The 21938-nt window shown below is 70.8% G+C and carries 13 protein-coding genes and 1 riboswitch; of the genes, 9 read left to right on the plus strand and 4 right to left on the minus strand.

Annotated elements, in window-relative coordinates; translation table 11 throughout:
* Positions 1 to 41: 41 nt before the first annotated feature.
* The 5 genes from GEMRO_RS0110490 (at position 42) to GEMRO_RS28990 (ending at position 14359) form a co-directional block, all read left to right on the plus strand.
* Entirely contained in the window at positions 42 to 2510 is a 2469-nt protein-coding gene (locus GEMRO_RS0110490) for a spermidine synthase family protein (protein WP_027133939.1), read from the plus strand.
* A gap of 84 nt (positions 2511 to 2594) precedes the next feature.
* Positions 2595 to 4784 (plus strand): excinuclease ABC subunit UvrB, encoded by a 2190-nt coding sequence (gene uvrB / locus GEMRO_RS28980; RefSeq protein WP_084506806.1) that lies wholly within the window; start codon positions 2595 to 2597, stop codon positions 4782 to 4784.
* Between the two features lie 553 nt (positions 4785 to 5337).
* Entirely contained in the window at positions 5338 to 7683 is a 2346-nt protein-coding gene (locus tag GEMRO_RS0110500; protein ID WP_027133940.1) for a FecR domain-containing protein, read from the plus strand.
* 57 nt (positions 7684 to 7740) lie between these two features.
* The gene (locus GEMRO_RS32600) at positions 7741 to 12576 is read left to right on the plus strand and encodes a PKD domain-containing protein (protein WP_157505536.1); all 4836 of its coding nucleotides are present in this window, start codon (positions 7741 to 7743) and stop codon (positions 12574 to 12576) included.
* Between the two features lie 13 nt (positions 12577 to 12589).
* The gene (locus GEMRO_RS28990) at positions 12590 to 14359 is read left to right on the plus strand and encodes an adenylate/guanylate cyclase domain-containing protein (protein WP_035485113.1); all 1770 of its coding nucleotides are present in this window, start codon (positions 12590 to 12592) and stop codon (positions 14357 to 14359) included.
* Positions 14360 to 14444: 85 nt separating this feature from the next.
* On the opposite strand, the gene GEMRO_RS0110515 is transcribed toward GEMRO_RS28990, so the two are convergent.
* Both GEMRO_RS0110515 and GEMRO_RS0110520 read right to left on the minus strand, forming a co-directional pair.
* Positions 14445 to 14888: a nucleoside deaminase gene (locus tag GEMRO_RS0110515; protein WP_051328932.1), complete on the minus strand. Its 444-nt coding sequence runs from the start codon at positions 14886 to 14888 to the stop codon at positions 14445 to 14447.
* A complete protein-coding gene (locus GEMRO_RS0110520; protein ID WP_027133942.1) occupies positions 14885 to 15544 on the minus strand; it encodes a DUF3426 domain-containing protein in 660 nt (219 codons plus the stop codon). Before GEMRO_RS0110520 ends, GEMRO_RS0110515 begins: the two co-directional genes overlap by 4 nt.
* A gap of 108 nt (positions 15545 to 15652) precedes the next feature.
* Between GEMRO_RS0110520 and GEMRO_RS28995 the strand changes: the two genes are divergently transcribed.
* Positions 15653 to 16366 (plus strand): cell division ATP-binding protein FtsE, encoded by a 714-nt coding sequence (locus GEMRO_RS28995; RefSeq protein WP_051328933.1) that lies wholly within the window; start codon positions 15653 to 15655, stop codon positions 16364 to 16366.
* Positions 16363 to 17232, plus strand: coding sequence for a hypothetical protein (locus GEMRO_RS0110530; RefSeq protein ID WP_027133943.1), 870 nt, complete (start codon positions 16363 to 16365; stop codon positions 17230 to 17232). The genes GEMRO_RS28995 and GEMRO_RS0110530 overlap by 4 nt, the downstream gene beginning before the upstream one ends.
* Positions 17233 to 17254: 22 nt before the next feature.
* Here the strand turns inward: GEMRO_RS0110530 and gloB are convergent, their stop codons facing one another.
* A complete protein-coding gene (gloB, locus tag GEMRO_RS0110535) occupies positions 17255 to 17995 on the minus strand; it encodes a hydroxyacylglutathione hydrolase (protein WP_027133944.1) in 741 nt (246 codons plus the stop codon).
* Between the two features lie 126 nt (positions 17996 to 18121).
* Between gloB and GEMRO_RS0110540 the strand changes: the two genes are divergently transcribed.
* Positions 18122 to 18901, plus strand: a complete 780-nt coding sequence (locus GEMRO_RS0110540) for a methyltransferase domain-containing protein (protein WP_027133945.1) — start codon at positions 18122 to 18124, stop codon at positions 18899 to 18901.
* Positions 18902 to 19186: 285 nt separating this feature from the next.
* On the plus strand, positions 19187 to 20701 hold the full coding sequence (locus GEMRO_RS0110545) for a hypothetical protein (RefSeq protein ID WP_027133946.1): 1515 nt from the start codon (positions 19187 to 19189) through the stop codon (positions 20699 to 20701).
* Positions 20702 to 20714: 13 nt separating this feature from the next.
* Here the strand turns inward: GEMRO_RS0110545 and GEMRO_RS0110550 are convergent, their stop codons facing one another.
* A complete protein-coding gene (locus tag GEMRO_RS0110550) occupies positions 20715 to 21644 on the minus strand; it encodes a homoserine O-succinyltransferase (protein ID WP_027133947.1) in 930 nt (309 codons plus the stop codon).
* 86 nt (positions 21645 to 21730) lie between these two features.
* Positions 21731 to 21809: riboswitch (SAM riboswitch) on the minus strand.
* Positions 21810 to 21938 lie beyond the last annotated feature (129 nt).

Here is a 21938-nt window from a genome sequence, read left to right on the forward strand (position 1 = left end):
CCGCCATGCTATGCTTCCTCGGTGTTACCGGGGGACGAAGCATGGACGTCGCGGGAAGGCAAAGGGCGATCTGGTTCTATGCGGGTCTCGGCACCGTCACCGCGGCGACTTTGATGCTGCAGATCGTCGAGACCCGGATCATTTCGGTCCTCTCCTGGTATCATCTGGCTTTCTTCGTCATCAGCATCGCCATGTTCGGCCTGACGGTCGGGGCGGTCTACGTCTACTTGCGGCCGGACCGGTCCACGCCGGACCGGCTGTTCTTCCAGCTCACGGCCGCCACGCTCGCGTTCGCCGTGTCGACGGTGCTTGCCGGGATCGCCCAGCTCACCCTCGCGACCGGCGGCACCGCCTCGCTCACCGCCTTGTTCGCCTGGACGGAGTTCTCCATCTGCCTGGCGATCCCGTTCTTCTTCTCCGGCGTCGTCGTGAGCCTGGCGCTCACCCGCAGCCCCTACCCGATCGGCACGGTCTACGGCGTCGATCTGGTCGGCGCGGCGTTCGGCTGCATCGGCGTGTTGGCGCTGCTCAATGCCACCAGCGGCCCGGCCGCGCTTTTGTGGCTGGGCGCCCTTCTGGGGGTGGCTGCCTTCTGCTTCGCCCGGGCCGCCCCCGTCCCTGCCGCGGCCGGGCGCACGCTCGGAGCGGCCCTGTTCCGCTACCGGCTCCCCATCTGCGTCGCGCTGTTGGCGCTGGCGGCACTCAACGAGCTGACCCCCTACGGGGTCCGCATGATCGTCACCAAGAACCGGTTCGAGGCGACCCGCCTGCTCGACTACGACCAGTGGAACTCGTTCTCGCGGATCACCGTCACCCAGAGCGAGGCGAAGCCCGCCGGCCTGTGGGGGCGCTCGCCGCACACGCCCGACATGCAGGTCGACCAGCGCACGTTGACGATCGACGGTGCCGCCGGCACCAGCATGTACCGCTATGGCGACATCGAGGACCTGCCCTTCCTGCGCTACGACGTCACCAACATCGCCTACGCGATCCCGGGCCTGGAAACCGGCGCGGTGATCGGGGTGGGTGGCGGGCGCGACGTCATCTCCGCCAAGCTGTTGGGCCTCGACGAGGTGACCGGGGTCGAGATCAACCCGATCTTCGTCGACCTCCTGACCGACCGGTTCGCCGACTATTCGCCGCTGGCGCGCGAGCCCGGTGTCGAACTCGTCGTGGACGAGGCGCGCAGCTGGATGGCGCGCGCCGGCCGGTCCTTCGACATCATCCAGATGAGCCTGATCGACACCTGGGCCGCGACCGGCGCCGGCGCCTTCACCCTGTCCGAGAACGGCCTCTACACGACGGAGGCGTGGCGGATCTTCCTTGATCGGCTCCGGCACGACGGCGTGTTCACGGTGAGCCGCTGGTACGCGCCGGGCGACATCAACGAGACCGGCCGCATGGTCAGTTTGGCGGTGGCGACGCTGCTCTCGGCCGGGGCCGAGAACCCGCGCGACCACATCTTCCTGGCCTCGGCGAACCATGTCGCCACGATCGTCATGGCGCGCGCGCCGCTCACGGCCACGGCGCTCGGGGCATTGCGCGGGGCCACCGACCGGCTCGGCTTCAACATCCTCCTCGATCCCGACCGGCCGGGGGCGAGCGAGACCCTGGAGGCGATCGTCTCGGCCCGCACCCCTGCGGCGCTGGCGGCGGTCACCGGCGGCACGATGCTGGACCTGAGTCCGTCCACCGACAGCCGGCCGTTCTTCTTCAACCAGCTCCGCTTCAGCCGGCTGCTGGACTTCGACGTGTTCACCCAGTTCGACAACCCGGGCGTGTTCGGCGGCAACCTGACCGCCACGATCACGCTGGTGATGCTGGTGCTGATCTCGGTCGTGTTCGTGGTCCTGACGATCGTCGTCCCGCTGCGCCCGACGGTGCGCAGGGCCGGCTGGATGCTGGCGGCCGGCGGTACCGCCTACTTCGTGCTGATCGGCACCGGGTTCATGATGGCCGAGATAGCGCTCCTGCAGCGCATGGGCGTGTTTCTCGGCCATCCGGTCTATGCCTTGAGCGTGGTTCTGTTCAGCCTGATCCTTTCCACGGGCATCGGCAGCTTCGTCTCGGAGCGCCTGCTGCTCGACACGCGCCGCCGGCTGGTCCTGTGGGCGCTGGCCAGCGCCGCCTACCTGTTCTGCCTGCCGCTCTGGCTGCCGCCCGTCCTCCTGGCCCTGGAAAGCGCCGGGCTGCTCGTCCGCGCCGGCCTGTGCGTGCTGGTGCTGGCGCCGGCCGGCATCTTGATGGGCTTCGGCTTTCCTACCGGCATGCGGCTGGTCTCGGCGATCGACCCGCGGCCGACCCCCTGGTTCTGGGGCGTGAACGGCGCTGCCGGCGTGTTGGCCGCCGGCATCGCGGTGCTGCTCAGCATCGCGTTCGGGATCGACACGACGCTGCGGGTGGGCGCGCTCTGCTATCTGCTGCTGCTCCTGCCGGCCACCGCGCTCGCGGGACATGGCAGGGCGGTGGCAGGGCCGGCTCGCCCGTTGCAGGCCGCCACCGCGACGTGACGCAGCGGCGTTCGCCTCTTGTTCTCCTGGGCCACCGACCCCACCATGTCGCTGAACCGATTCGGCAACGGCGACGGGTGAAGCATGAACGTGACCGACGGCCTGGCCAGCCTTGACCTGCTCAAGGCGGTGGCGGAGAGCCCGGAGCTGATCCAGCGGCCCGAGGCGGGCCAGTCGCTCCGGCTGGCCTCGGACTACCAGCCGGCCGGCGACCAGCCGCAGGCGATCGCCGAGATCACGCAAGCGCTGTTGCGCGGCGAGCGCGACCAGGTGCTGCTGGGCGTCACCGGCTCGGGCAAGACGTTCACCATGGCGAACGTGATCAAGAACCTGCAGCGGCCGACCCTGATCCTGGCGCCCAACAAGATCCTGGCGGCGCAGCTCTACGGCGAGATGAAGAGCTTCTTCCCGGAGAACTCGGTCGAGTACTTCGTGTCGTACTACGACTACTACCAGCCGGAAGCCTACGTCGCCCGGACCGACACCTATATCGAGAAGACCTCGGCCATCAACGAGCAGATCGACCGGATGCGCCACTCGGCGACCCGGGCGCTGTTCGAGCGCGACGACGTGATCATCGTGGCCTCGGTGAGCTGCATCTACGGCATCGGCAGCCCGGAAACCTATGCCCGGATGACCATGACCCTGAAGCGGGGCCAGAAGGTCGACCGGGCCAAGCTGCTGCGCGCCTTCGTCGAGCTGCAGTACAAGCGCAACGACATGGAGCTGGCCCGCGGCAACTTCCGCGCCAAGGGCGACGTGATCGAGATCTTCCCGGCGCACATGGAGGACAAGGCCTGGCGCATTGATCTCTTCGGCGACACGGTCGATGCGCTGGTGGAGATCGACCCGCTCACCGGCAAGCGGCTGGAGAAGCTCGACCAGATCCGCCTCTACCCCAACAGCCACTACGTGACGCCCAAGCCGACCCTGCAGGCCGCGGTGGAGGGCATCAAGAAGGAGCTGGACGAGACGCTGGAGCACTACCGGTCCACCGGCAAGCTCCTGGAGGCCGAGCGGATCGAGCAGCGCACCACCGCCGACCTGGAGATGATCCTGACCACCGGGTCGTGCTCCGGGATCGAGAACTACTCGCGCTACCTCACCGGACGGGCGCCCGGCGAGCCGCCGCCGACCCTGTTCGAGTACCTGCCGGACAACGCCCTGCTGATCGTCGACGAGAGCCATGTCACGGTCCCGCAGGTGGGCGGGATGTACAAGGGCGACTTCGCCCGCAAGTCGATCCTGTCCGAGTTCGGCTTCCGCCTGCCGTCCTGCAAGGACAACCGCCCGCTCAAGTTCGAGGAGTGGGACGCGATGCGGCCGCAGACGATCTTCGTCTCCGCCACGCCCGGCGACTGGGAGCTGGCGCGCACCGGCGGCGTGTTCTCCGAGCAGGTGATCCGCCCGACCGGGCTGATCGACCCGGTGTGCGAGGTCCGCCCGGTGGAGAACCAGGTCGACGACCTGATGCACGAGATCCGCCTGGCCAAGGAGAAGGGCCTGCGCACCCTGGCCACCACGCTGACCAAGCGGATGGCCGAGGATTTGTCGGAGTACCTGCACGAGCAGGGCATCCTGGTCCGCTACATGCATTCCGACATCGACACGCTGGAGCGCATCGAGATCATCCGCGACCTGCGCCTGGGCAAGTTCGACGTGCTGGTCGGCATCAACCTTTTGCGCGAGGGCCTGGACATTCCCGAATGCGGGCTGGTCGCGATCCTGGATGCCGACAAGGAAGGCTACCTGCGCTCGGAGACCTCGCTGGTGCAGACGATCGGCCGGGCGGCGCGCAACGTGGACGGTAAGGTCGTGCTCTACGCCGACAAGCGCACCCGCTCGATCGAGGCGGCCCTGTCGGAAACCGAGCGGCGGCGCACCAAGCAGCTCGCCCACAACGAGGCGCACGGCATCACTCCGCAGACGATCAAGCGGCACATCGCCAACATCCTCCAGGACGTGGCGGAGCGCGACTATGTGACGGTCAACCTGGTGGAGGACCAGCCCACCATCCTGACCGGCATGGAGCTGCAGCGCCATATTGGCGAGCTGGAGAACAGGATGCGCAAGGCCGCGGGCAACCTGGAGTTCGAGGAGGCCGCCCGGCTGCGCGACGAGATCAAGCGGCTGGAGGACGGCGAGCTCGGCATGCCGACCCGGGCGGTGGCGCAGGCCAACGCCCATGCCTGGAAGCCCACCAGCAAGTCGCGGGCGGAGAAGGCGCGCGACGCCAAGGCCAGGGCGCGCGGCCGCAAGCGGCAGGGGGCGTGAGCGCCCGCTGCCTCGTCCAGCGCAGGATGGGGACCGGGCGGTCCGGCGCGACGCGGCACCTTGCGCCCGAAGAACCCTGGGCCCGGGCTCGGCGGCTGTCAGACTATCGCTGCAATAGCACGAGGCGTTGTCAGTAGATTTCCCGGATCCTTCGCAAGCTGGCTGGCCGCGATGCGGTCATCTTGATGGCAGGTTTCCTGCGGCGGCCGGCTATGGCGGTGCTTTCGGAAGATGCCGCTTCAAAATATACAATACTCGATAGGCCAGATTTCTAAATTTGCAATGATTAGACTGTTCTGGCCAGAATAATGCTCAGTTTGAAGGTCAGGTTACTTCCGTCGGCAAAGATCCTTGTGGCGGGTTCCTGAACTGACTAGAATCCAGTCGGGGCAATGTTCTTCTGCCCTGCTGGACCCGCGGTGACCCGGGTTCCCTGTCCACCGCCCGGCAGCGGCGGACCGATCGGCCGCGATGATCGGCTGCACGGGCGTGGGACAGGCATTTCGGTCATCGGCATGCTTGGCTGTGACGGAGATGGCCGTCGTGACGGAACGTGGTTGATGCGGGCAGTGCCGGGCGCCGCTGGCGCGGCACGGGCGCCGGCCTGCTGATCCTGCTCGCGCAGCCCTTGGGCGCAGAAGCCGTCGCCCAGGACCTCACGGTCCGCGTGCAAGACGGCCAGAGCCTGCGGGACATCGCCGAGGCGGAGCTGGGCGATCCCGACCTGTGGACGGAGATCCTGCGCGCCAACGGCCTCGCCTCGCCCGCGGAGGTGCGCCCGGGCATGGAACTGGCCATTCCGAAGGGTGAGATCGCGGCCGCCGACCGGGCTTTGGGCCGGGCGCTGGCCGCGATCCAGCAGGCCACCGAGCAGGGTGCCCGCCTGTTCGCACGCGCGCAGATCGAGCAGGGCATCGCCCGCTATGACGAGGGCGTCGCCCGGCGCAAGGCAGGGGAATGGGCTGGCGCCGCCGCGGCCGCGGACGAGGCGCGAGAGGCCGCCGCCCTGGCGCTGCAGCTCGCCGCCGCCAGCCGGGATGCCGCCGCCGAGGCGCGGCTGACCGACCGCGAGGGTTCCGTCGAGGGCCGCACCCCGCAGGAACTGGTGTGGTCGGATCGGGAGCGCGATGCGGTCCTGATCGAGGAGGAGAAGCTGCGGACCCTGTCGCGCTCCTCGGCCCAGATCACGTTCCGCGACGAGAGCAGGCTGCGCCTCAATGCGAACTCGCAGGCGGTGATCCGGCGGATGCGCACCGACCCGCTGAGCCGCAGCGAGGAAGCCAAGGTGAGCCTGGTGGAAGGCGATTTCTACGCCCTGCTCAGCGGCAAGACCGAGCGCAAGACGTTCGAGCTGGAGGTGCCGGAGGTCGAGACGCAGGTCGAATCGCGCAGCTTCTGGGTCCGCCACGACGGCAGCGGCTCCAAGTTCACCAACTACGACGACGGCGTCCTGCGGGTCGCCGCGCGCGGCGCCGAGGTCGCCCTGGGCCGCAACGAGGCAGCGCTGGTGCGCACCGGGCAGCAGCCCGGCGACAAGGTCGACATCCATGGCCCGCCGGTCCTGAGCGGGCCGCCGGACAATGGCGAGACGGTCACCGCCGCCGTGGAGCTGCGCTGGCAGCCGGTGGAGGAGGCGGTGGGCTATTGGCTGGAACTGGCCCTCGACCAGGCGTTCCAGCGGATGGAGCTCAGCCGCTGGGGACTCCGGGATACCGGTTTCGCCACGGACGAACTGGAGATCGGCACCTACTACTGGCGCATCGCCGCCCTGGACAAGTTCGGCCTGCCGGGGGAGCGCAGCCCGGTCTGGCGCTTCCATGTCCGCATCGACCAGACGCCGCCATTCCTGAGCATCGCGACGCCGCCGGAGGATGCGGTCGTCACGGGCTCCCCGGTCGCCGTGACGGGCCAGACGGAGCCCGGGGCGCTGCTGCGCCTCGACGGCCAGCCGGTGCCGGTCGACGATGAGGGCCGCTTTCGCGCCGATCTCCAGCCGGGACCCGCGGGCGAATTCCTGCTCGAGGCGACCGACCCGGCCGGCAACGTCACCCGCCGCCGCCGCGCCTACCGCCATGTGCCGGACGAGGCGGCGGTGCTGCGCTTCGACGAGGCCATTCCGCGCCAGGCGCCCAGGCACTTCGTCACCCGGCGCGACGTGATCTCGCTGTCGGGCACCACCCATGCCGGAGCCCGGCTCCTGGTGCAGACGGCCGGGCAGCCGCTGCGCGAGGCGGCCTATGCTGGCGAGGACGGACGCTTCACCCTGAACGTCCCCGCCATGGGCGGCACGACCGACTACACCATCGAGGTGGTGCAGCGCTCCGGGTCGCGCAGCCGCGAGAACTTCAGCGTCAGCGTCGACCGCGATCCGCCCGACCTCGGCCTCGACCTGCCGCCGCCAGCGATCACCTCGGTGGAATGGCTGCCCGTGCGCGGCCAGGCGACCGGCGCGGCCAGCCTCACCCTGAACGGCGACCCGGTGCGGCTGATCGGCGACCAGTTCGACCGGACGGCGACCCTCGTCGCCGGGCCGAACATGTTCAGGCTGGAGGCGGTGGATCGGGTCGGCAACGCCCGGGTGGAAAGCTTCGTGGTCCATCTCGACCAGCAGCCGCCGGAACTGATCGGCCACCGGGTGACGCCCGAGCAGGTGCAAGCGGGCGGCCCGGTCCGCGTGGAGGTCGAGGCCAGGGACGCCGCGGGCCTGCGGCAGGCCGCGCCGTTCAGGCTGCGGGTGGGCGGCACCGACTACGGGGACTTCCTCGAACTCAGCGGCGATGCCGGGCGCTATGGCGCCACCGTGCTGCTGCCGCCGGAGGCGGCCGGAGCGGTGAGCCTGCGGGAAGTGGAGATCGAGGACTACGCCGGCAACAAGGCGCGCTTCGCGTTCGGCCGCTAGGTCGTGGGGGGAAGGGACATGGGTCAGGGTGCCTGGCGGACGCGGATGCGGCCGGTCATGCTTGCTCCGCTGGTCATGGGCGGCTTCGCCAGCGCCCCGGCGGCAGCCGAGCCGCTCTCGGTGATCTACGGCCCGGCCGCCGCCACCGCGGAGGGCGACGACGACTATCGCGAAATCATCTATCTGAGCCTGCCCGACGACGTCGAGAATCGCCTCTATCTCCGGATCCACGACCCCGATACCGGCGGCGCCCACGATACGCGCTACGGTCGGGACTGGGACACCGACATCCGCTACGTGCTGTTCGGCGGCAAGGGTGCAGCCAGGCTCGATCCTGGTCCGTCGCCCGGGATGGAAGACGGCGCGCCCGGCTCGGACCGGTCCGAGGCCCGCGGCGAGGTGCTGGCCGAACTCACGATCGGCGCGGACGCCGCCACGGACGACGGGTGGCGGACGGTCGCGAGCTTCCTGCCTGCCGAGGGCGATCTTGTTGATGGACGCCGTGTGTTCCGGCTGGAAGCCTTCGGGCTCGGCGGCGATGACAGCAACGTGTTCATGGCGACGCTCAGCCTGCGCGACCGGCGTGACCTGGCGCCGGCGGGGCTCGAGGTGCTGGACCATGCGCCGACCGTGCGCGTGCCCGACCAGCGGCGCACGACCGAGCTCACCTTCGATGTTCCCCAAGGAACGGAACGTCTGATCGTCCGCAACTTCGACGCCGCCTCGGGCCGCGTGGCGTTCGCCAGCACCTACCGCACGCTTGAGCTCGCCGCCTCGGGCCAGGACGAGTGGCGCGAGAGCGTGGTCGAGTTGCTGCCGGACGAGCAGGGCGCGCCGGCGTCGCTGCTCCTGGCGGGTGGCCGCGAGATTCCGAACGACCTGACCGTGACCGTGGCGGACGAGGCCGGGCGGCCCCTGCCGCTGCGCCTGCCGGCCAGGGCAGCGCCGGCCAACCAGCGGCCGCTGCCGGTGGCCGACCACGTGCGTCTCGCCGACTGCCTCACGGTCGCGTTCGACGCCTCGCGGTCGCAGGACCCGGAGGGTGGCGAGCTTCGCTACGACTGGGCGTTCGGCGACGGCGCCACCGGCACCGGAGCCGCCGTCGTGCACCGCTACCCCGGCCCCGGCAGCTACCAGGGCACGCTGCGCGTGCGCGACCGCTCGACTCAGGTCGCCAGCGGCGCGGCTCTGCCGTTCGAGGTGGTGGTTAAGCGGCCGCCGAGCGCCGAGGCCGGCGCCGACCTGGTCGTGGCGCCCGGTGCGGTGGTGGAGTTTGACGGCGACGGGTCGCTGCCGGGCGATCGTCCGATCGCAAGCTATGAATGGGACTTCCAGGACGGCGGCCTGGGCGAGGGGCCGCGGCCGTCGCATGCGTTCGAGCAGCCAGGAACATATGTCGTGACGCTCACCGTCCGCGACGACCAGCCCGGCGCCTGCCACGTCTCCACCGACCAGGTCGTCGTCGCGGTGAACGCGCCGCCGGTCGCCGTGCCCGTACCGGAGCGCCGTGTTGCCGCGGGCGAGGCGGTCGCGTTCGACGGCAGCCGCAGCTACGATATCGACGGCGCAATCGCCGATTGGCGCTGGGACCTGGGCGACGGCACCACCGGCACCGGCCCGATGATCGAGCACGCCTACGCCCTGCCCGGGACCTACACCGTCGTCCTGACGGTGACGGACGAGGCGGGCCTCGCCAACAGCACCGCCAGGGCCACCACCCGGATCATCGTCAACGATCCGCCGGTCGCGGTGGCCGGCCAGAGCCGCAGCGCGGCCATCGGCGAACTGCTCGCGTTCGACGGCACCGGCTCCAGCGACCGCGATGGCAAGCTCGTCCGCTACCGCTGGGATTTCGGCAACGGGTCCACGGGTGCGGGAAGCAGGGTCTCCTACGCCTATGACCGGCCCGGCACCTACCAGGTGACGCTCACGGTCACCGACGATTCTGCCAGCGCCAGCAGCCAGGCCGCCAGCACGCTCACGGTCCGGGTCAACGCACCGCCGGTCGCGCTGGCCGGCGACGACCAGGTCGTCACCGCCAGCGAGGTGCGCTTCGACGGCAGCGGCTCGACCGATCCCGACGGCACGATCGTCCGCTACCTCTGGGAGTTCGGCGACGGCGCCACCGGGGAGGGCGCCACCCCCAGCCATGTCTACCGGGATTCCGGCACCTATCGGGTCCGCCTCACGGTCACCGACGATTCTGGGACCCTGCGCAGCAGCGCCTCGGACACGCTGCAGGTAGTGGTGAACCAGGCGCCGATTGCGGATGCGGGGCGGGACCAGCTCGGCGCGCCCGGCGAGGCGCTGACCTTCTCCGGTTCCGCCTCGCTCGATCCGGACGGCGACATCGCCGAGTACCGGTGGGACTTCAAGGATGGCGCCACCGCGTCGGGCGAGCGGGTGACGCATCGCTTCGAGCGGCCCGGCATCTACGACGTCCAGCTCACGGTGCATGACGACACCGGCCAGAATGCCGCCCTCGGCTTCGACAAGGCCAGGGTCGTGATCAATGCGCCCCCGATCGCCCGGGCTGGCCCCGACCTGCGCGCGGCACCGGGCGACGAGGTCGTGTTCGACGGAGGCGGCTCGTTCGACTCGGACGGACCGATCTCCAGCTATCGCTGGGAGTTCAGCGATGCTCAGGAGTCCGTGGAGCAGCGCGGCGTGACCAGGACCTACGCCGAGCCCGGGGTCTACGGCGCTCGGCTCGTGGTGGCCGACGGGAGCGGGGCGAGCAACGGGATCGCCCAGGACGAGCTCGTGATCCGGATCAACCACCAGCCGGTCGCCCATGCCGGCCACGACCAGTTCGCTTCCGAGCGGATCCTGCATTTCGACGCCTCGGCGTCCGCCGACGCGGATGGCGATCCCCTGGTCTATCGGTGGGACTTCGGCGACGGCTCCCCGCCCGCCGGCGGCGCCAGGGTCACCCATACCTATGCCGAGGGCGGCGCTTACCCAGTGCTGCTCACGGTCGACGACGGCACCGGGCTGCGCAACGCGACGGCGGTGGCCGCGGTGACCGTCACCATCGACCGCCCGCCGCTGGCCGATGCCGGCGGCAACCGCGATGCCTGCGCCGGCGACATCCTGGTCTTCGACGCCAGCCGGTCGCACGACCCCGAAGGCGGCGTGCTCCGCTACCACTGGGATTTCGGCGACGGCACGGAGGCCGCCGTCGTCAACCCGACCAAGACCTATCTGCGCGGCGCCGCCTATCCGGTGACGCTCATGGTGGAGGACGATTCCGGCTTTCCGGCGAACCGGCACGCCGACCGGGTGATGGTGCGGGTCAAGGAGTCCCCGATCGCCAACGCCGGTTCCGACCAGCTGGCCTGCGCCGGCACCGAGGTTGCGTTCGACGGGTCGGGGTCGCGGGATTCCGACGGCGTGGTCAACCGCTTCACCTGGGACTTCGGCGACGGCAGCATCGGCGGCGGCGAGCGGCCCGTGCACGTGTTCGCCAAGCCCGGCGACTATCGGGTGATGCTGACGATCGAAGGCGACGAGATCGGCCAGTGCGCGAACACCAACGCCGACGAGGCGAGGATCCGGGTGGTCGATGCGCCGGTCGCGCGGATCGCAGCACCGGACCGGGTCGCTGCCGGTGCCACGGTCCGCTTCGATGCCGCCGCCTCGACCACCGCGGCCGGCCGGATCGTCGGCTGGGAATGGGCGTTCGGCGATGGCGCCTCGGCGCAAGGGCCGACCGTCGAGCACCGGTTCGCCGAGCCCGGCAACTACATTACGAAGCTGACCCTTACGACCGAAGGCGGGGCCGAGGCCTGCAGCATCATCGAGGCCAGCCACCCCATCTTCGTCAACGCGGCGCCGTCCGCCGATGGCGGCCCTGACCGCATCGCCGCCGCCAACGAGGAGATCCTGTTCGACGCCGCCGGATCGCAGGACCCGGACGGCGGGATCGTCGCCTACCAATGGGATTTCGGCGACGGCGCCACCGCGAGCGGGATCAACGTGCGCCACAGCTTCCGGCACAGCGGGCGCCACGAGGTCACCCTGACCGTGGCCGACGGCATGGACCTGCCCAACAGCCAGGCGAGCGATAACGTCGAGGTCGTGGTCAACCAGGCGCCGGAGCCGGAGATCGCCGCGCCGAAGGCCGCCTGTCCGGGAGAGCGGCTCGCCTTTGGCGGCGGCGGCTCGGAAGATCCCGACGGGCAGATCGCCACCTTCGCCTGGAGCTTCGGCGACGGGGCCACGGCCGCCGGCGCCGATGCCACCCATGCCTACCTGGCGCCCGGCCTCTACGACGTGACCCTCATGGTCGACGATGGCAGCGACCTGAAGAACGCCCGCCGCCACGCGGTGCTGCCCTTGCGGGTCAATCGCCGGCCTGAGGCCGTGGCAGGCCCCGACCGGCTGGCCTGCCCCGAGGACGAGGTGGCCTTCGACGGCACCGGGTCGGTCGACTGGGACGGCCAGCTCCTTGGCTATCGCTGGGATTTCGGCGATGGCGCCACGGCCGAGGGCGCCCGGGCGACGCATCGCTATGCGGCACCGGGCCGCTACGAGGTCCGCCTGACGGTGACCGACGATTCGGCGTCCAGCTGCGCCACGGCGACCAGCATCGCCCAGGTCCGGGTCATCGCCACGCCCAGCGTCACCGTTGCCGGCGATACGCACGGGTTCGTGGGGGGAGCCCATGACGAACTCCTCCTGGACGCCTCCGCCTCAAGCCACCCCGACGGCGCGCCGCTGACGTTCCGCTGGGACCTGGGCGACGGCAGCGTGCAGGCCGGCGATCGGGTCCGGCACGCCTTCGCCGAGCCGGGCGTCTACCCGGTCCGGGTGGTTGCGAGCGACGGTTCCGGCCTCGCCTGCGGCCAGGCTGTCGGGCAGGTCGACGTCGATGTCCGGGCCAGGCCTTGAGGGAGCCGCAGCGATGACGATGCCGCGGCTGACCCTGCGCTGGAAGCTCCTGCTGTTCGCGATCGCCATCGCGGTGCTGCCGATCCTGGTGGCCGCGCAGACCATGATCCGGATCGGCGAGGACGAGCTGAAGAGTTCGGCCAACGAGCAGCTCCTGGGCGTGGCCACCGAACTCACCCGCGAGATCAACGACATGTTCGAGCGGAGCTGGCTCGGACCGCTGCTGCTGATCCGCAACGCGATCGACGACGAGCGGCTGGGCGTCGAGGAGAAGGTCGCGCTGCTCACCCTGGGCCTGTCCGCCATCGAGGACATCGCCGCGCTGCAGATCACGCTGGTGGGCGCCGACCTGCCCCTGCTCGTGACCAAGGACGACATCAGCGGGCGCCTGCAGGATGCCGGGCTGGAGCCGGTGGAGGTGCTGCGGGTGGCGCCGGCGAGGATCCAGGAAATCGCCCGCTCCCGCGACATCGCGGCGCCGGAGGTGGCCTTCATCCCCGAGATCGACGACTGGCTGGCGACGATCGTGCTGCCGCTGCGCGCGCCGCTGGCGGGCCAGGACGCAATCCTGTCCGCCAGGGTCGACCTGGGGCGGCTGGCTCAGATCATCGCGGGCAACCCGTTCGCCCGTACCGGCTCGATCACCGTGGTCGACGACCGCGGCCGGCAGGTCCTCGATCGCAGGCGTGCCGACCTCGCGCACCACGCGATCGTCGCGGAGGCACTGGAACTCCTGTCGTCGACGTCGCGGTCGCTGGGCGTCGAGCCCTACCAGCGGCCCAATGGCGAGGTCATGCTGGGGGCCTACGCCTTTCCCCGGCCGTTCCGCTGGGCGGTGCTGGTGGAGCGGCCGGAGAAGGACGCCTATCTGGCCGTGGCCAAGATGACCCGCAGCCTTCTCTGGTGGGGCATGGTCGGCTTCGCGGTCGCGGTGCTGGGGGCCGTGGTGTTGTCCATCGCGATCAGCCGGCCCATTCTCGAGATCGACCGGGTCGCCGTGGAGGTCGGGCGCGGCAACCTCGCGGTCCGCGTCGTGCGGGGCGTGCGGCTCAACGACGAGATCGGCGACCTGGCGCGGCGCATGAACGAGATGATCGTGGGCCTCGCCGAGCGGCTGAAGCTCGAGCGGTTCGTGTCCGGCGGGACCATGGCGGCGGTCCGGCTGTCCCAGAACGAGACGATGGAGCTGGGCGGCACCCGCCAGCGGGCGACCATGCTGTTCTGCGACATCCGCGGCTACACCAGCTTTGCCGAGCAGCACGAGCCGGCGATGGTGGTCGAGGTCCTGAACTTCTATTTCCAGCACCTGGCCGGGCTGGTCCGGCAGCACCAGGGCGACATCGACAAGTTCGTGGGCGACCAGATCCTGGCGGTGTTCACCGGCGACCGGGCCGAGCGCCGGGCGGTGGATTGCGGCCTGGCGATGCAGGCGAAGATGGCGGAGCTCGCCATCGACCGGCCGAACTGGAACCTCGCGGTCGGGGTCGGCATCAACAGCGGCGAGGTGATCATGGGCGCCATGGGCAGCAGCGAGCGGATGGACTACACCGTGCTGGGCGATGCCGTGAACGTCGCGGCCCGGCTCTGCGGCACCGCGGGACGGGGCCAGACCCTCATCAGCGTCGCGACCTATCAGGCCCTGGAGGACGTGGCCGACCTCGTGGTCACGCCGACCACCCTCCGGCTCAAGGGCAAGCGCAAGGCGGCCCTTGCCTACGACGTCCGCAAGCAGGTCCCGCCCGCGCCGCTGGCCGCGCGCATGGGCGCCGCCGTCACGCTCTGAGCCGGCCGGCGGCGGCTCCCTCCGATGCCGATGCGCGGCGCAGATGCCGAAGGCGCCGGATCGCCGGGTCCCGCGGCGCGGCCGGTCAGCGCCGTGCCCGGAAGAACTCGCGCAGAAGCTCGGCCGCCTCGGTTTCCCGCACGCCCGCCACGACCTCCGGACGATGGTGGCAGGTCGGCTGGTCGAAGATCCGCGGACCGTGCTCGACGCCGCCGCCCTTGGGGTCGGCCGCGCCGTAATGAACCCGGCGGATCCGGGCGAAGGCGATCGCCTGGGCGCACATGGGGCAGGGCTCCAGCGTCACCCAGAGATCATGGTCGACCAGGCGCGGCGTGCCGGCCATGGCGGCGGCCCGGCGCAGGACCACCAGCTCGGCATGGGCGGTGGGATCGTGCCATTCCTCCACCCGGTTGCCATCCGCGGCGACCACCCGCCCCTCGGGATCGGTGACCACCGCGCCCACCGGCACTTCCCCGCGCCGTGCGGCCGCCCTGGCCTGATCGAGCGCCAGCTCGATGGCTGTCCTCAAGGAGCATCCTCGAAGCGCACCGCGGTGTGGCGGGCCTCCGTCGGCACGTCGGCCAGGCGCTTCTCGAACCGGGCGGTGGCGCGCGCCTCCAGGATCTCCGGCTCGATCGCCACCACGTCGCTGGCGACCTCGACCCGCTCGCCGTCCAGGAGCGCCACCCGCAGGGCCGGCACCGTCTTGGCATAGTCGGTCGTGTTGACGACCTCGCCGGTCACCACCAGGATCCGCTGGCCGTCCTCGTTCACCTCGGACGAGGCGACGTCGCGGATTTCCAGCCCAGGATCGATCACCACCGAAAGGCCGGCCGCCCGATAGATCCCGGCGACCTGCGGCCAGGCGGTGGCGATGCGGTCCCTTGTCAGGACCAACCCGCCGATGACCGCAACCAGGACCAGCAGCACGATCCAGCCGAGCGAGGTGCTCTTGCTGCCGCGGCGCACCACGCCGGTGCCTTCGCCCATGCGGTTGCGCTCGGAGCCGTTGGACGGCGCCGGCGCCGGCGCGGGCTCGGCGGGCGGGAGTTCCGGCGCCTCCCGTTCCGGATCGACGAACCAGCGGTGCCGGCAGTTGGAGCATGCGACCATGCGGCCTTTGTCGCCGAGCGCACTGCTGGCGATGTTGTACTTGGCACCGCAGTTGGGGCAGGCGACGATCATGGCGCACGGCACGCGCTGGTGGCGACAGCATGCGCAGGCGCGCTCCCGCCGGATGGGACCGACCAGGTTCCGTTCATTGGCAGACCGACAGCAGGCCCGGGGTCAGAATTGAGCGACCAGCGCGAAATCATCGTCGAACTCTTCGGGGCCGCCATGAAATATGGCTCCGGTCCGGACGTTCTGCGCGACATCGACCTCACCCTGCAAGCGGGATCGTTCCACGTGCTGCTCGGCGCCGGGGCCGCGGGCAAGACCTCGATGCTGCGCATGATCGCCATGACCGCCGCCCCGAGCGCCGGCAGCATGACGGTTTTCGGCCAGGATCCGGCCACGCTCGACCATGCCGGCCGGGCCGCGCTGCGCCGCCGGATCGGCGTGATCTTCCAGGACCTGCGCCTGCTCGACCATCTGAGCGTGCGGGACAACATCGCCCTGCCGCTGCGGATCGCGGAGGCGCCGCCGGACGAGATCGAGCGCTCGGTCGACGAGCTGCTGGACTGGCTCCGGATCGGCGAGGCGAGCGACCGGCGACCGCCCGAGCTCTCCATGGCCGAGCGCCAGCTCACCGCGGTGGCGCGCGCCGTGATCGGCCGGCCGGCCCTGCTCCTGGCCGACGAGCCCACTGCCAGCCTCGACCCGGCCCGCACCGAGCAGGTCCTCCATCTGCTCCTGGAACTGCATCGCTCCGGCACCGCCGTCCTCCTCGCGACCCACGACCGCAACCTGCTGGGCGCCGATCCGATCCCGCATCTGGTGATCCATGACGGCCGGCTCTGGGAGCCCGACCCGGTGGTGCAGCTCATGGAAGGGGCCAGGGCATGAGCGGGATCCATGCGGCGATCCCCAGGGTCAGCGGCCGGGCGCGCCGGCTGCTCGCCCTGGCCTTCGGCCTCCTGGCGTTCCTCGCCACCCTCTGCCTGGCCCTGTCCGGGGCGGCGCACAGGCTGCTCAGCGACGCCCAGGCCCACAGCAGCGCGGTCGCGATCATCTCGCTGCCGGCACCGATGGAGGACGAGGAGGGGGCGGGCGACCTCGCCGGCATCATCGCGGTGCTGCGCGCCGACCCGCAGATCGAGCAGGTCGACCCGATCCCAGAGGCGGAGGTACGCGAGATCCTGGTCGGCGGCGACGATCCGGACATGCCCCTGCCGATCCTGATGGAGGCGCGCTTCGTCCGCGGGGTGGTGCCGGACTTCGAGCGGCTCCGCTTCCGGGTGCGGGCGGTGGCGGCCACGGCGGTGGTCGAGAATGCCGGCCGCATCGGCGCGCCGGCCGCCCCCGCCGCCGCGGAGTTCGTCCGCTGGACCGGGCTGCTTCTCGGGCTGGCGGTGCTGGCCCTGGCCGTGCCGCTCGCGGTGACGCTCACCGCCGGCCGGATCCGCCGCCACCGCGACATCATCGACCTGCTCCGCACCCTGGGGGCGAGCGACCGCTTCATCGCCCACGAGTTCCGCCCTCATCCGCTGAACCCCATCCTCGTCGGCGCCATGGCCGGCGCCGCTGTCGCCGTGGTCGCGATCCTGGCCGTCCTGATGGGCGGCGTCGCCGCCGCATGGACCGGCATCGACGGGCAGAGCTTCCCCGCCCTCGACCTGGTCCTCCTGGCCGGCGTCGCCCTCCTGGTGGTGGCGGCCCTGGCGGGAGGCGCCCGGCTGGCGGCGAGCCGGACGCTGCATCACCTGCACTGACCGCCCAGCCGGAAGCTGGAGGTCAGCCGCGGAAGTTGTTCTTCGCGGTGCGCAGTTCGGCGAACCGCTCGGCCGATCCGGCGAGCAGGAACGGATTGGTGCGCTTTTCCTCGCCGAGCGTGGTCGGCACGGTCGGCTGGCCGGCGGCGCGCATCTCTTCGATCTTCGCCAGGCGGGCCTTGATCTCGGCATTGTCGGGGAAAGCGTGGGCCGCGAACTTCGCGTTGCCCAGCGTGTATTCGTGGCCGGAATAGACCTTGGTGTCGTCGGGCAGGCCCGCCACCAGCTGCAGCGAGTTCCACAAGGTCTCGGGCTCGCCCTCGCCGACCCGGCCGCAGCCCATGGTGAACAGGACGTCGCCGCAGAACAGCAGCTTGGCCTCAGGCAGGTAGTAGCTGATATGGCCCTGGCAGTGGCCGGGGGTATCCAGCACCTCGACCGGCGTGCCCAGGAGCTGGAAGCGCTCGCCCGGCTCGACGGTGCGGGTCAGCTTGGGCAGGCGGTGGCAGTCCGCGCCGTGGCCGATCACCTCGACATGGGTCCCCATCGCCAGTTCCTCGACCCCGGCGACATGGTCGGCATGGTAGTGGGTGATCAGGATCGTGCCGACCTGCAGGCTCCGCTCCGCCAGGGTCTCCGCAATCGGCGCGGCGGCGCCCGGATCGACGATCACCACGGTGGAATTGCCCTCGCGGCGCAGCAGGAAGGCATAGTTGTCGTCGAGGATCGGCAGGAGCTCCACCACGATAGCTGCGTCGGCCACGGTCGCTTCTCCTTGTTCGGCACATGCCCACTTCAGCCGCGGGCGTCGCGACCGTATATGGTCCGGAAGGGCTGGTCGTGCCAGCCGCGAAGGCCGGAGATCTCAGACCCAAGGCCGGATGGGGCGATGACAAGCGATCTCGAGCAGTTCTACGCAAGCCGCCAGGGCCAGCTGGCGCGCCGCCTGATCGGGCTGCAGCTCCGGCAGCTCTGGCCCGAGGTGGCCGGCAAGACCGTCGCCGGGCTGGGCTTTGCCATGCCCTATCTGGACGTGTTCGCCGAGGAGGCCGCCACCACCGTGGCGCTGGTTCCCGCGGGCAGCATCGTGCAGCGCTGGCCCGAGGAGGGGCCGAACCGGCTGGCGATCTTCCAGGAGGACGAGATCCCCCTGGCCGACCAGAGCGTCAACCTGATGCTGCTGGTCCACGTGCTGGAGACCTGCCGCAGCCTGGACCGGCTGATGCGCGAGATCTGGCGGGTGCTGGCCGATGACGGAAGGATCGTGCTGATCGTCCCCAACCGCCACGGGGTGTGGTCCCTGTCCGACACCACGCCGTTCGGCCAGGGCTCGCCGTTCACCGCCGGGCAGGTGCAGCGCCTGCTGGCGCGCCACCTCCTGGTGCGCGGGGAGATCCGCCGGGCGATGTTCGTGCCGCCCTGGAACCTGAAGCTCCTGCAGCGGCTGGCGTTTCCGCTGGAGCGGGCCGGGCAGCGGCTCTGGCCGCAGTTCGCCGGGATCATCCTGGCCGAGGCCCAAAAGCAGCTCTACCTGGGGGCACCCGCCTTCCAGGTGGCCCGCCCGCGCCGGCGCCAGTACGTCGCCCTGCCGCAGGCGGCGGCGCGCACCGCCGAGCATGCCGCGGTGCGGATGCTGGCGCCGAACGACCGCCGCCCGCCGCGGCGCTAACCGGGTCGGCATCGGCGGTTCTTGCGCTGACGCCGCCGGGACCGGCCAGCCGGCGCCGGCAAGTCCTGGATGGCCTCGTGCCGGAGCGGGCATGTCGTTCGCCGGCGCCGAAGGGGGTAGCGTTTCATCCCGGTAGGTTTCCGGTTCGCGGGGCGTGGTAGTGGCGCCGGCATGGTCGTGCTATGAGACAAGGGTGATGACGTCGTTTTTCCGCTGCACCTCCGCTGGTCTTCGTGCCGAGGCCGTTTTGCCATGAGCAGGACTGCATGCCTTGCCGGAAGTTCTTTGGCCATCCTAGGCCTGGTCCTGGCCGGCGGCATGGCGCTGGCTGCGCCGCCCGACCCGATCCCGCAACTCGGGCCGCGGGAGGGCGTCCCGGCGTTTGTCGGGCAGCCGGCCTTGCCGCGCCCGGTCGCCGCGATGCCGGAGCCGGACGCCGCTGGAACCGGGCAGGAAGGGGCAGGGCCGGGCCCGGATCTTGCGGGCAGCGGCCTCTACCTGGCCGACGGCCCGCTGGGGGGAGCGCAGGAGGCCCGCTCGGCCTTCCTGCGCGCCGGTTGCGGGACGGTGAGCTTCGACCGGAGCGGGCGCGTGCTCGCCTCGTGCGGCACCGGCAAGGGCGCGATCCTGCACCTGCTCGACCCGCGCAGCCTGGCGACCCTCGCCAGCTACCAGCTGCCCGCCCGTCCTGACGCCCGCGGCGACCACTTCCAGGACGGGCAGGACCAGGTGGTGACCCTGGCCGGTCCCGGCCAGATCTGGACGCTGCGGCAGGTCCGGGTCGTGACGATCGGGGCGGAAAAGACCTCCGGCTCGATCCGGTTCGAGAAGACCGCCAGCTGCGACCTGACCTCCGCCCTTCCCGCGAATGCGTGGATCGTTTCCGCCCGGCCGGGTCCCGGCGGGACGATCTGGTTCGCGGCCAGCAGCGGCCTGGTCGGGACGGTGCGGCCGGAAGGCTGCGCCGTCCGCTCGGTGCAGCTGGCGACGCCGGACGGCCGGGCGGAGGCGGTCTCGGTGCCGCTCGCCACCGACCAACAGGATGGCGGCGCGTTCGTGGTCACCGACCATGCGCTCTACCGGCTGGACCTGCGCCCGGACGGCAGCCCGGCGATCAGCTGGCGGCAGGGCTATGATCGCGGCCGCCGCCACAAGCCGGGCAAGCCCGGGCAGGGCTCCGCCACCGCCCCGACCCTGATCGGCGCGGGGTTCGTCGCGATCACCGACAATGCCGATCCGGCCGAGAAGCTGCAGCTGTTCGAGCGGTCTCGGAACGGCGGCGGCGCCCTGATCTGCAGCACCGGCCTGTTCGAGGCGTTCCCGATGCGCGGCGCCGCCACCGCCCCCCTGGCGGCCTTCGCCTGGCGGGACGGGCAGCGCGCCACCGTGCTGGCCGCGAACGGCTATGGCCAGCAGGGCCGCCGCTCGGTGGAGCGCGGCCGCACCACCGTACCCGGCCTGGAGCGGGTCGACATCGACCTGGCGCATGGCCGGTGCCGCCAGGTCTGGTCCAACCGGCAGGTCTCCATCCCGGGCGGGCGGACGACGCTCTCGCTCGGCAGCGGGCTGGCCTATGCCTGGAGCAAGCCGCAGGGCCCGGGCCTGGCCGATCCCTGGTACTTCACCGCGATCGACCTGCAGAGCGGCCGGGCCGTGTACCGCCGGCTGGCCGGCACCGGGATCGGCTTCGGCGATGGCCGCGCCGGCATCGCGCTCGGTCCCGACGGCAGCGCCTATGTCGGGGTGGCCGGCGGGCTGGTGCGGATCCGGGACACGGGCGACCTGGCCGGGCAGGACTGACCGGCCGGGCCGGTCAGGTCCCGATCTGCTCCAGCTCGAACGGGGTGGTCTGGTACATCTCGTTGATCCAGTTGCCGAACAGCAGGTGGGCGTAGGCGCGCCAGCGGTTGACCGGCCGCTTCGACAGGTCGTCGTCCGGGTAGTAGCGCAGCGGCATCTCGATGGGCGCGCCGCGCTCCAGGTCGCGCCGGTACTCCCGGTCCAGCGTGAACGTGTCGTATTCCAGATGGTTGAACATGAAGAGGTGCCGGTTGACCGGGTCCTCGCACAGGCACAGGCCGGCGCGGGTCGAGCGGGCCAGCACGCGGATGCTGCCGTCGGTCGGCAGGTCCTCCTCGCGCACCTCGGTGTGGCGGCTGACCGGCACCCAGAACTCGTCGTCGAAGCCGCGCATCAGCGGCGAGCGGGCGGCGTCGCGCGGCTCGGTCACCTCGTGGCGGAAGATGCCGAACCGCTTCTGCGGCAGGGTGTGCTTGGGCACGTGGTGGAAGTGGTAGAGGGCGGCCTGGGCGCCCCAGCAGACGTTGAAGGTCGAATGCACGTGGGTGCGGGACCACTCGAAGATCTGGGCCAGCTCGTCCCAGTACTTCACCTGCTCGAACTCCAGGAGCTCGACCGGGGCGCCGGTGATCAGCAGGCCGTCGAACTTGCGGTCGGCGACCTGCTCCCAGCTGCGGTAGAAGCTCTGCAGGTGCGACTGCGAGACGTTGGAGGGCACGTAGCTGCCGGTGGAGATCAGGGTCAGCTCGACCTGCAGCGGGGTGGCGCCGAGCAGCCGGGCGAACTGGGTCTCGGTGGTGAGCTTGTCCGGCATCAGGTTGAGCAGGCCGACCTGCATCGGCCGGATGTCCTGCTGCAGCGCGTCCTCTTCGCCAATCAGGCGCACGCCCTCGTTCCGCAGCAGTTCGGCTGCCGGCAGATCGTTGGGTATCTTGATGGGCATCGATCGGTCCCTGGCTCACTTCTGGCCGCAAAGGCCGACCGATCAGGGACGGACACGGGACGGATCACGGCTGGAACGCCGGAATATCGTCCTGAGTCACGACCTTTTAGCGGTTTGTTTAACGTGGCCGCAAGCCGGTCGGCGCAAATCACCACGGAGACAACGGCAGGGAAGCTGGTCGTCCCGAGGGACGATGTCAAGATGATGCCGCCTTCCGGCCGGATCGGGCGGGGGTGTTTCCCCGCTGGCACGATGACCATCCGTTTATGCAAGCCAAGCCTGTGCGGACGCCCT

It is taken from the genome of Geminicoccus roseus DSM 18922 (assembly GCF_000427665.1).
In the GTDB taxonomy this organism is placed as follows: Bacteria; Pseudomonadota; Alphaproteobacteria; order Geminicoccales; family Geminicoccaceae; genus Geminicoccus; species Geminicoccus roseus.

Excerpts from the sequence above, each read along its gene's own strand:
- GEMRO_RS0110540 (WP_027133945.1), top strand. The coding sequence starts at position 18,122 with ATGACAAGCGATCTCGAGCAGTTCTACGCAAGCCGCCAGGGCCAGCTG.
- GEMRO_RS32600 (WP_157505536.1), top strand. The coding sequence starts at position 7,741 with ATGCTTGCTCCGCTGGTCATGGGCGGCTTCGCCAGCGCCCCGGCGGCA.
- GEMRO_RS28990 (WP_035485113.1), top strand. The coding sequence starts at position 12,590 with ATGACGATGCCGCGGCTGACCCTGCGCTGGAAGCTCCTGCTGTTCGCG.
- GEMRO_RS0110520 (WP_027133942.1), bottom strand. The coding sequence starts at position 15,544 with ATGATCGTCGCCTGCCCCAACTGCGGTGCCAAGTACAACATCGCCAGC.
- GEMRO_RS0110490 (WP_027133939.1), top strand. The coding sequence starts at position 42 with ATGGACGTCGCGGGAAGGCAAAGGGCGATCTGGTTCTATGCGGGTCTC.
- GEMRO_RS0110550 (WP_027133947.1), bottom strand. The coding sequence starts at position 21,644 with ATGCCCATCAAGATACCCAACGATCTGCCGGCAGCCGAACTGCTGCGG.
- GEMRO_RS0110530 (WP_027133943.1), top strand. The coding sequence starts at position 16,363 with ATGAGCGGGATCCATGCGGCGATCCCCAGGGTCAGCGGCCGGGCGCGC.
- uvrB (WP_084506806.1), top strand. The coding sequence starts at position 2,595 with ATGAACGTGACCGACGGCCTGGCCAGCCTTGACCTGCTCAAGGCGGTG.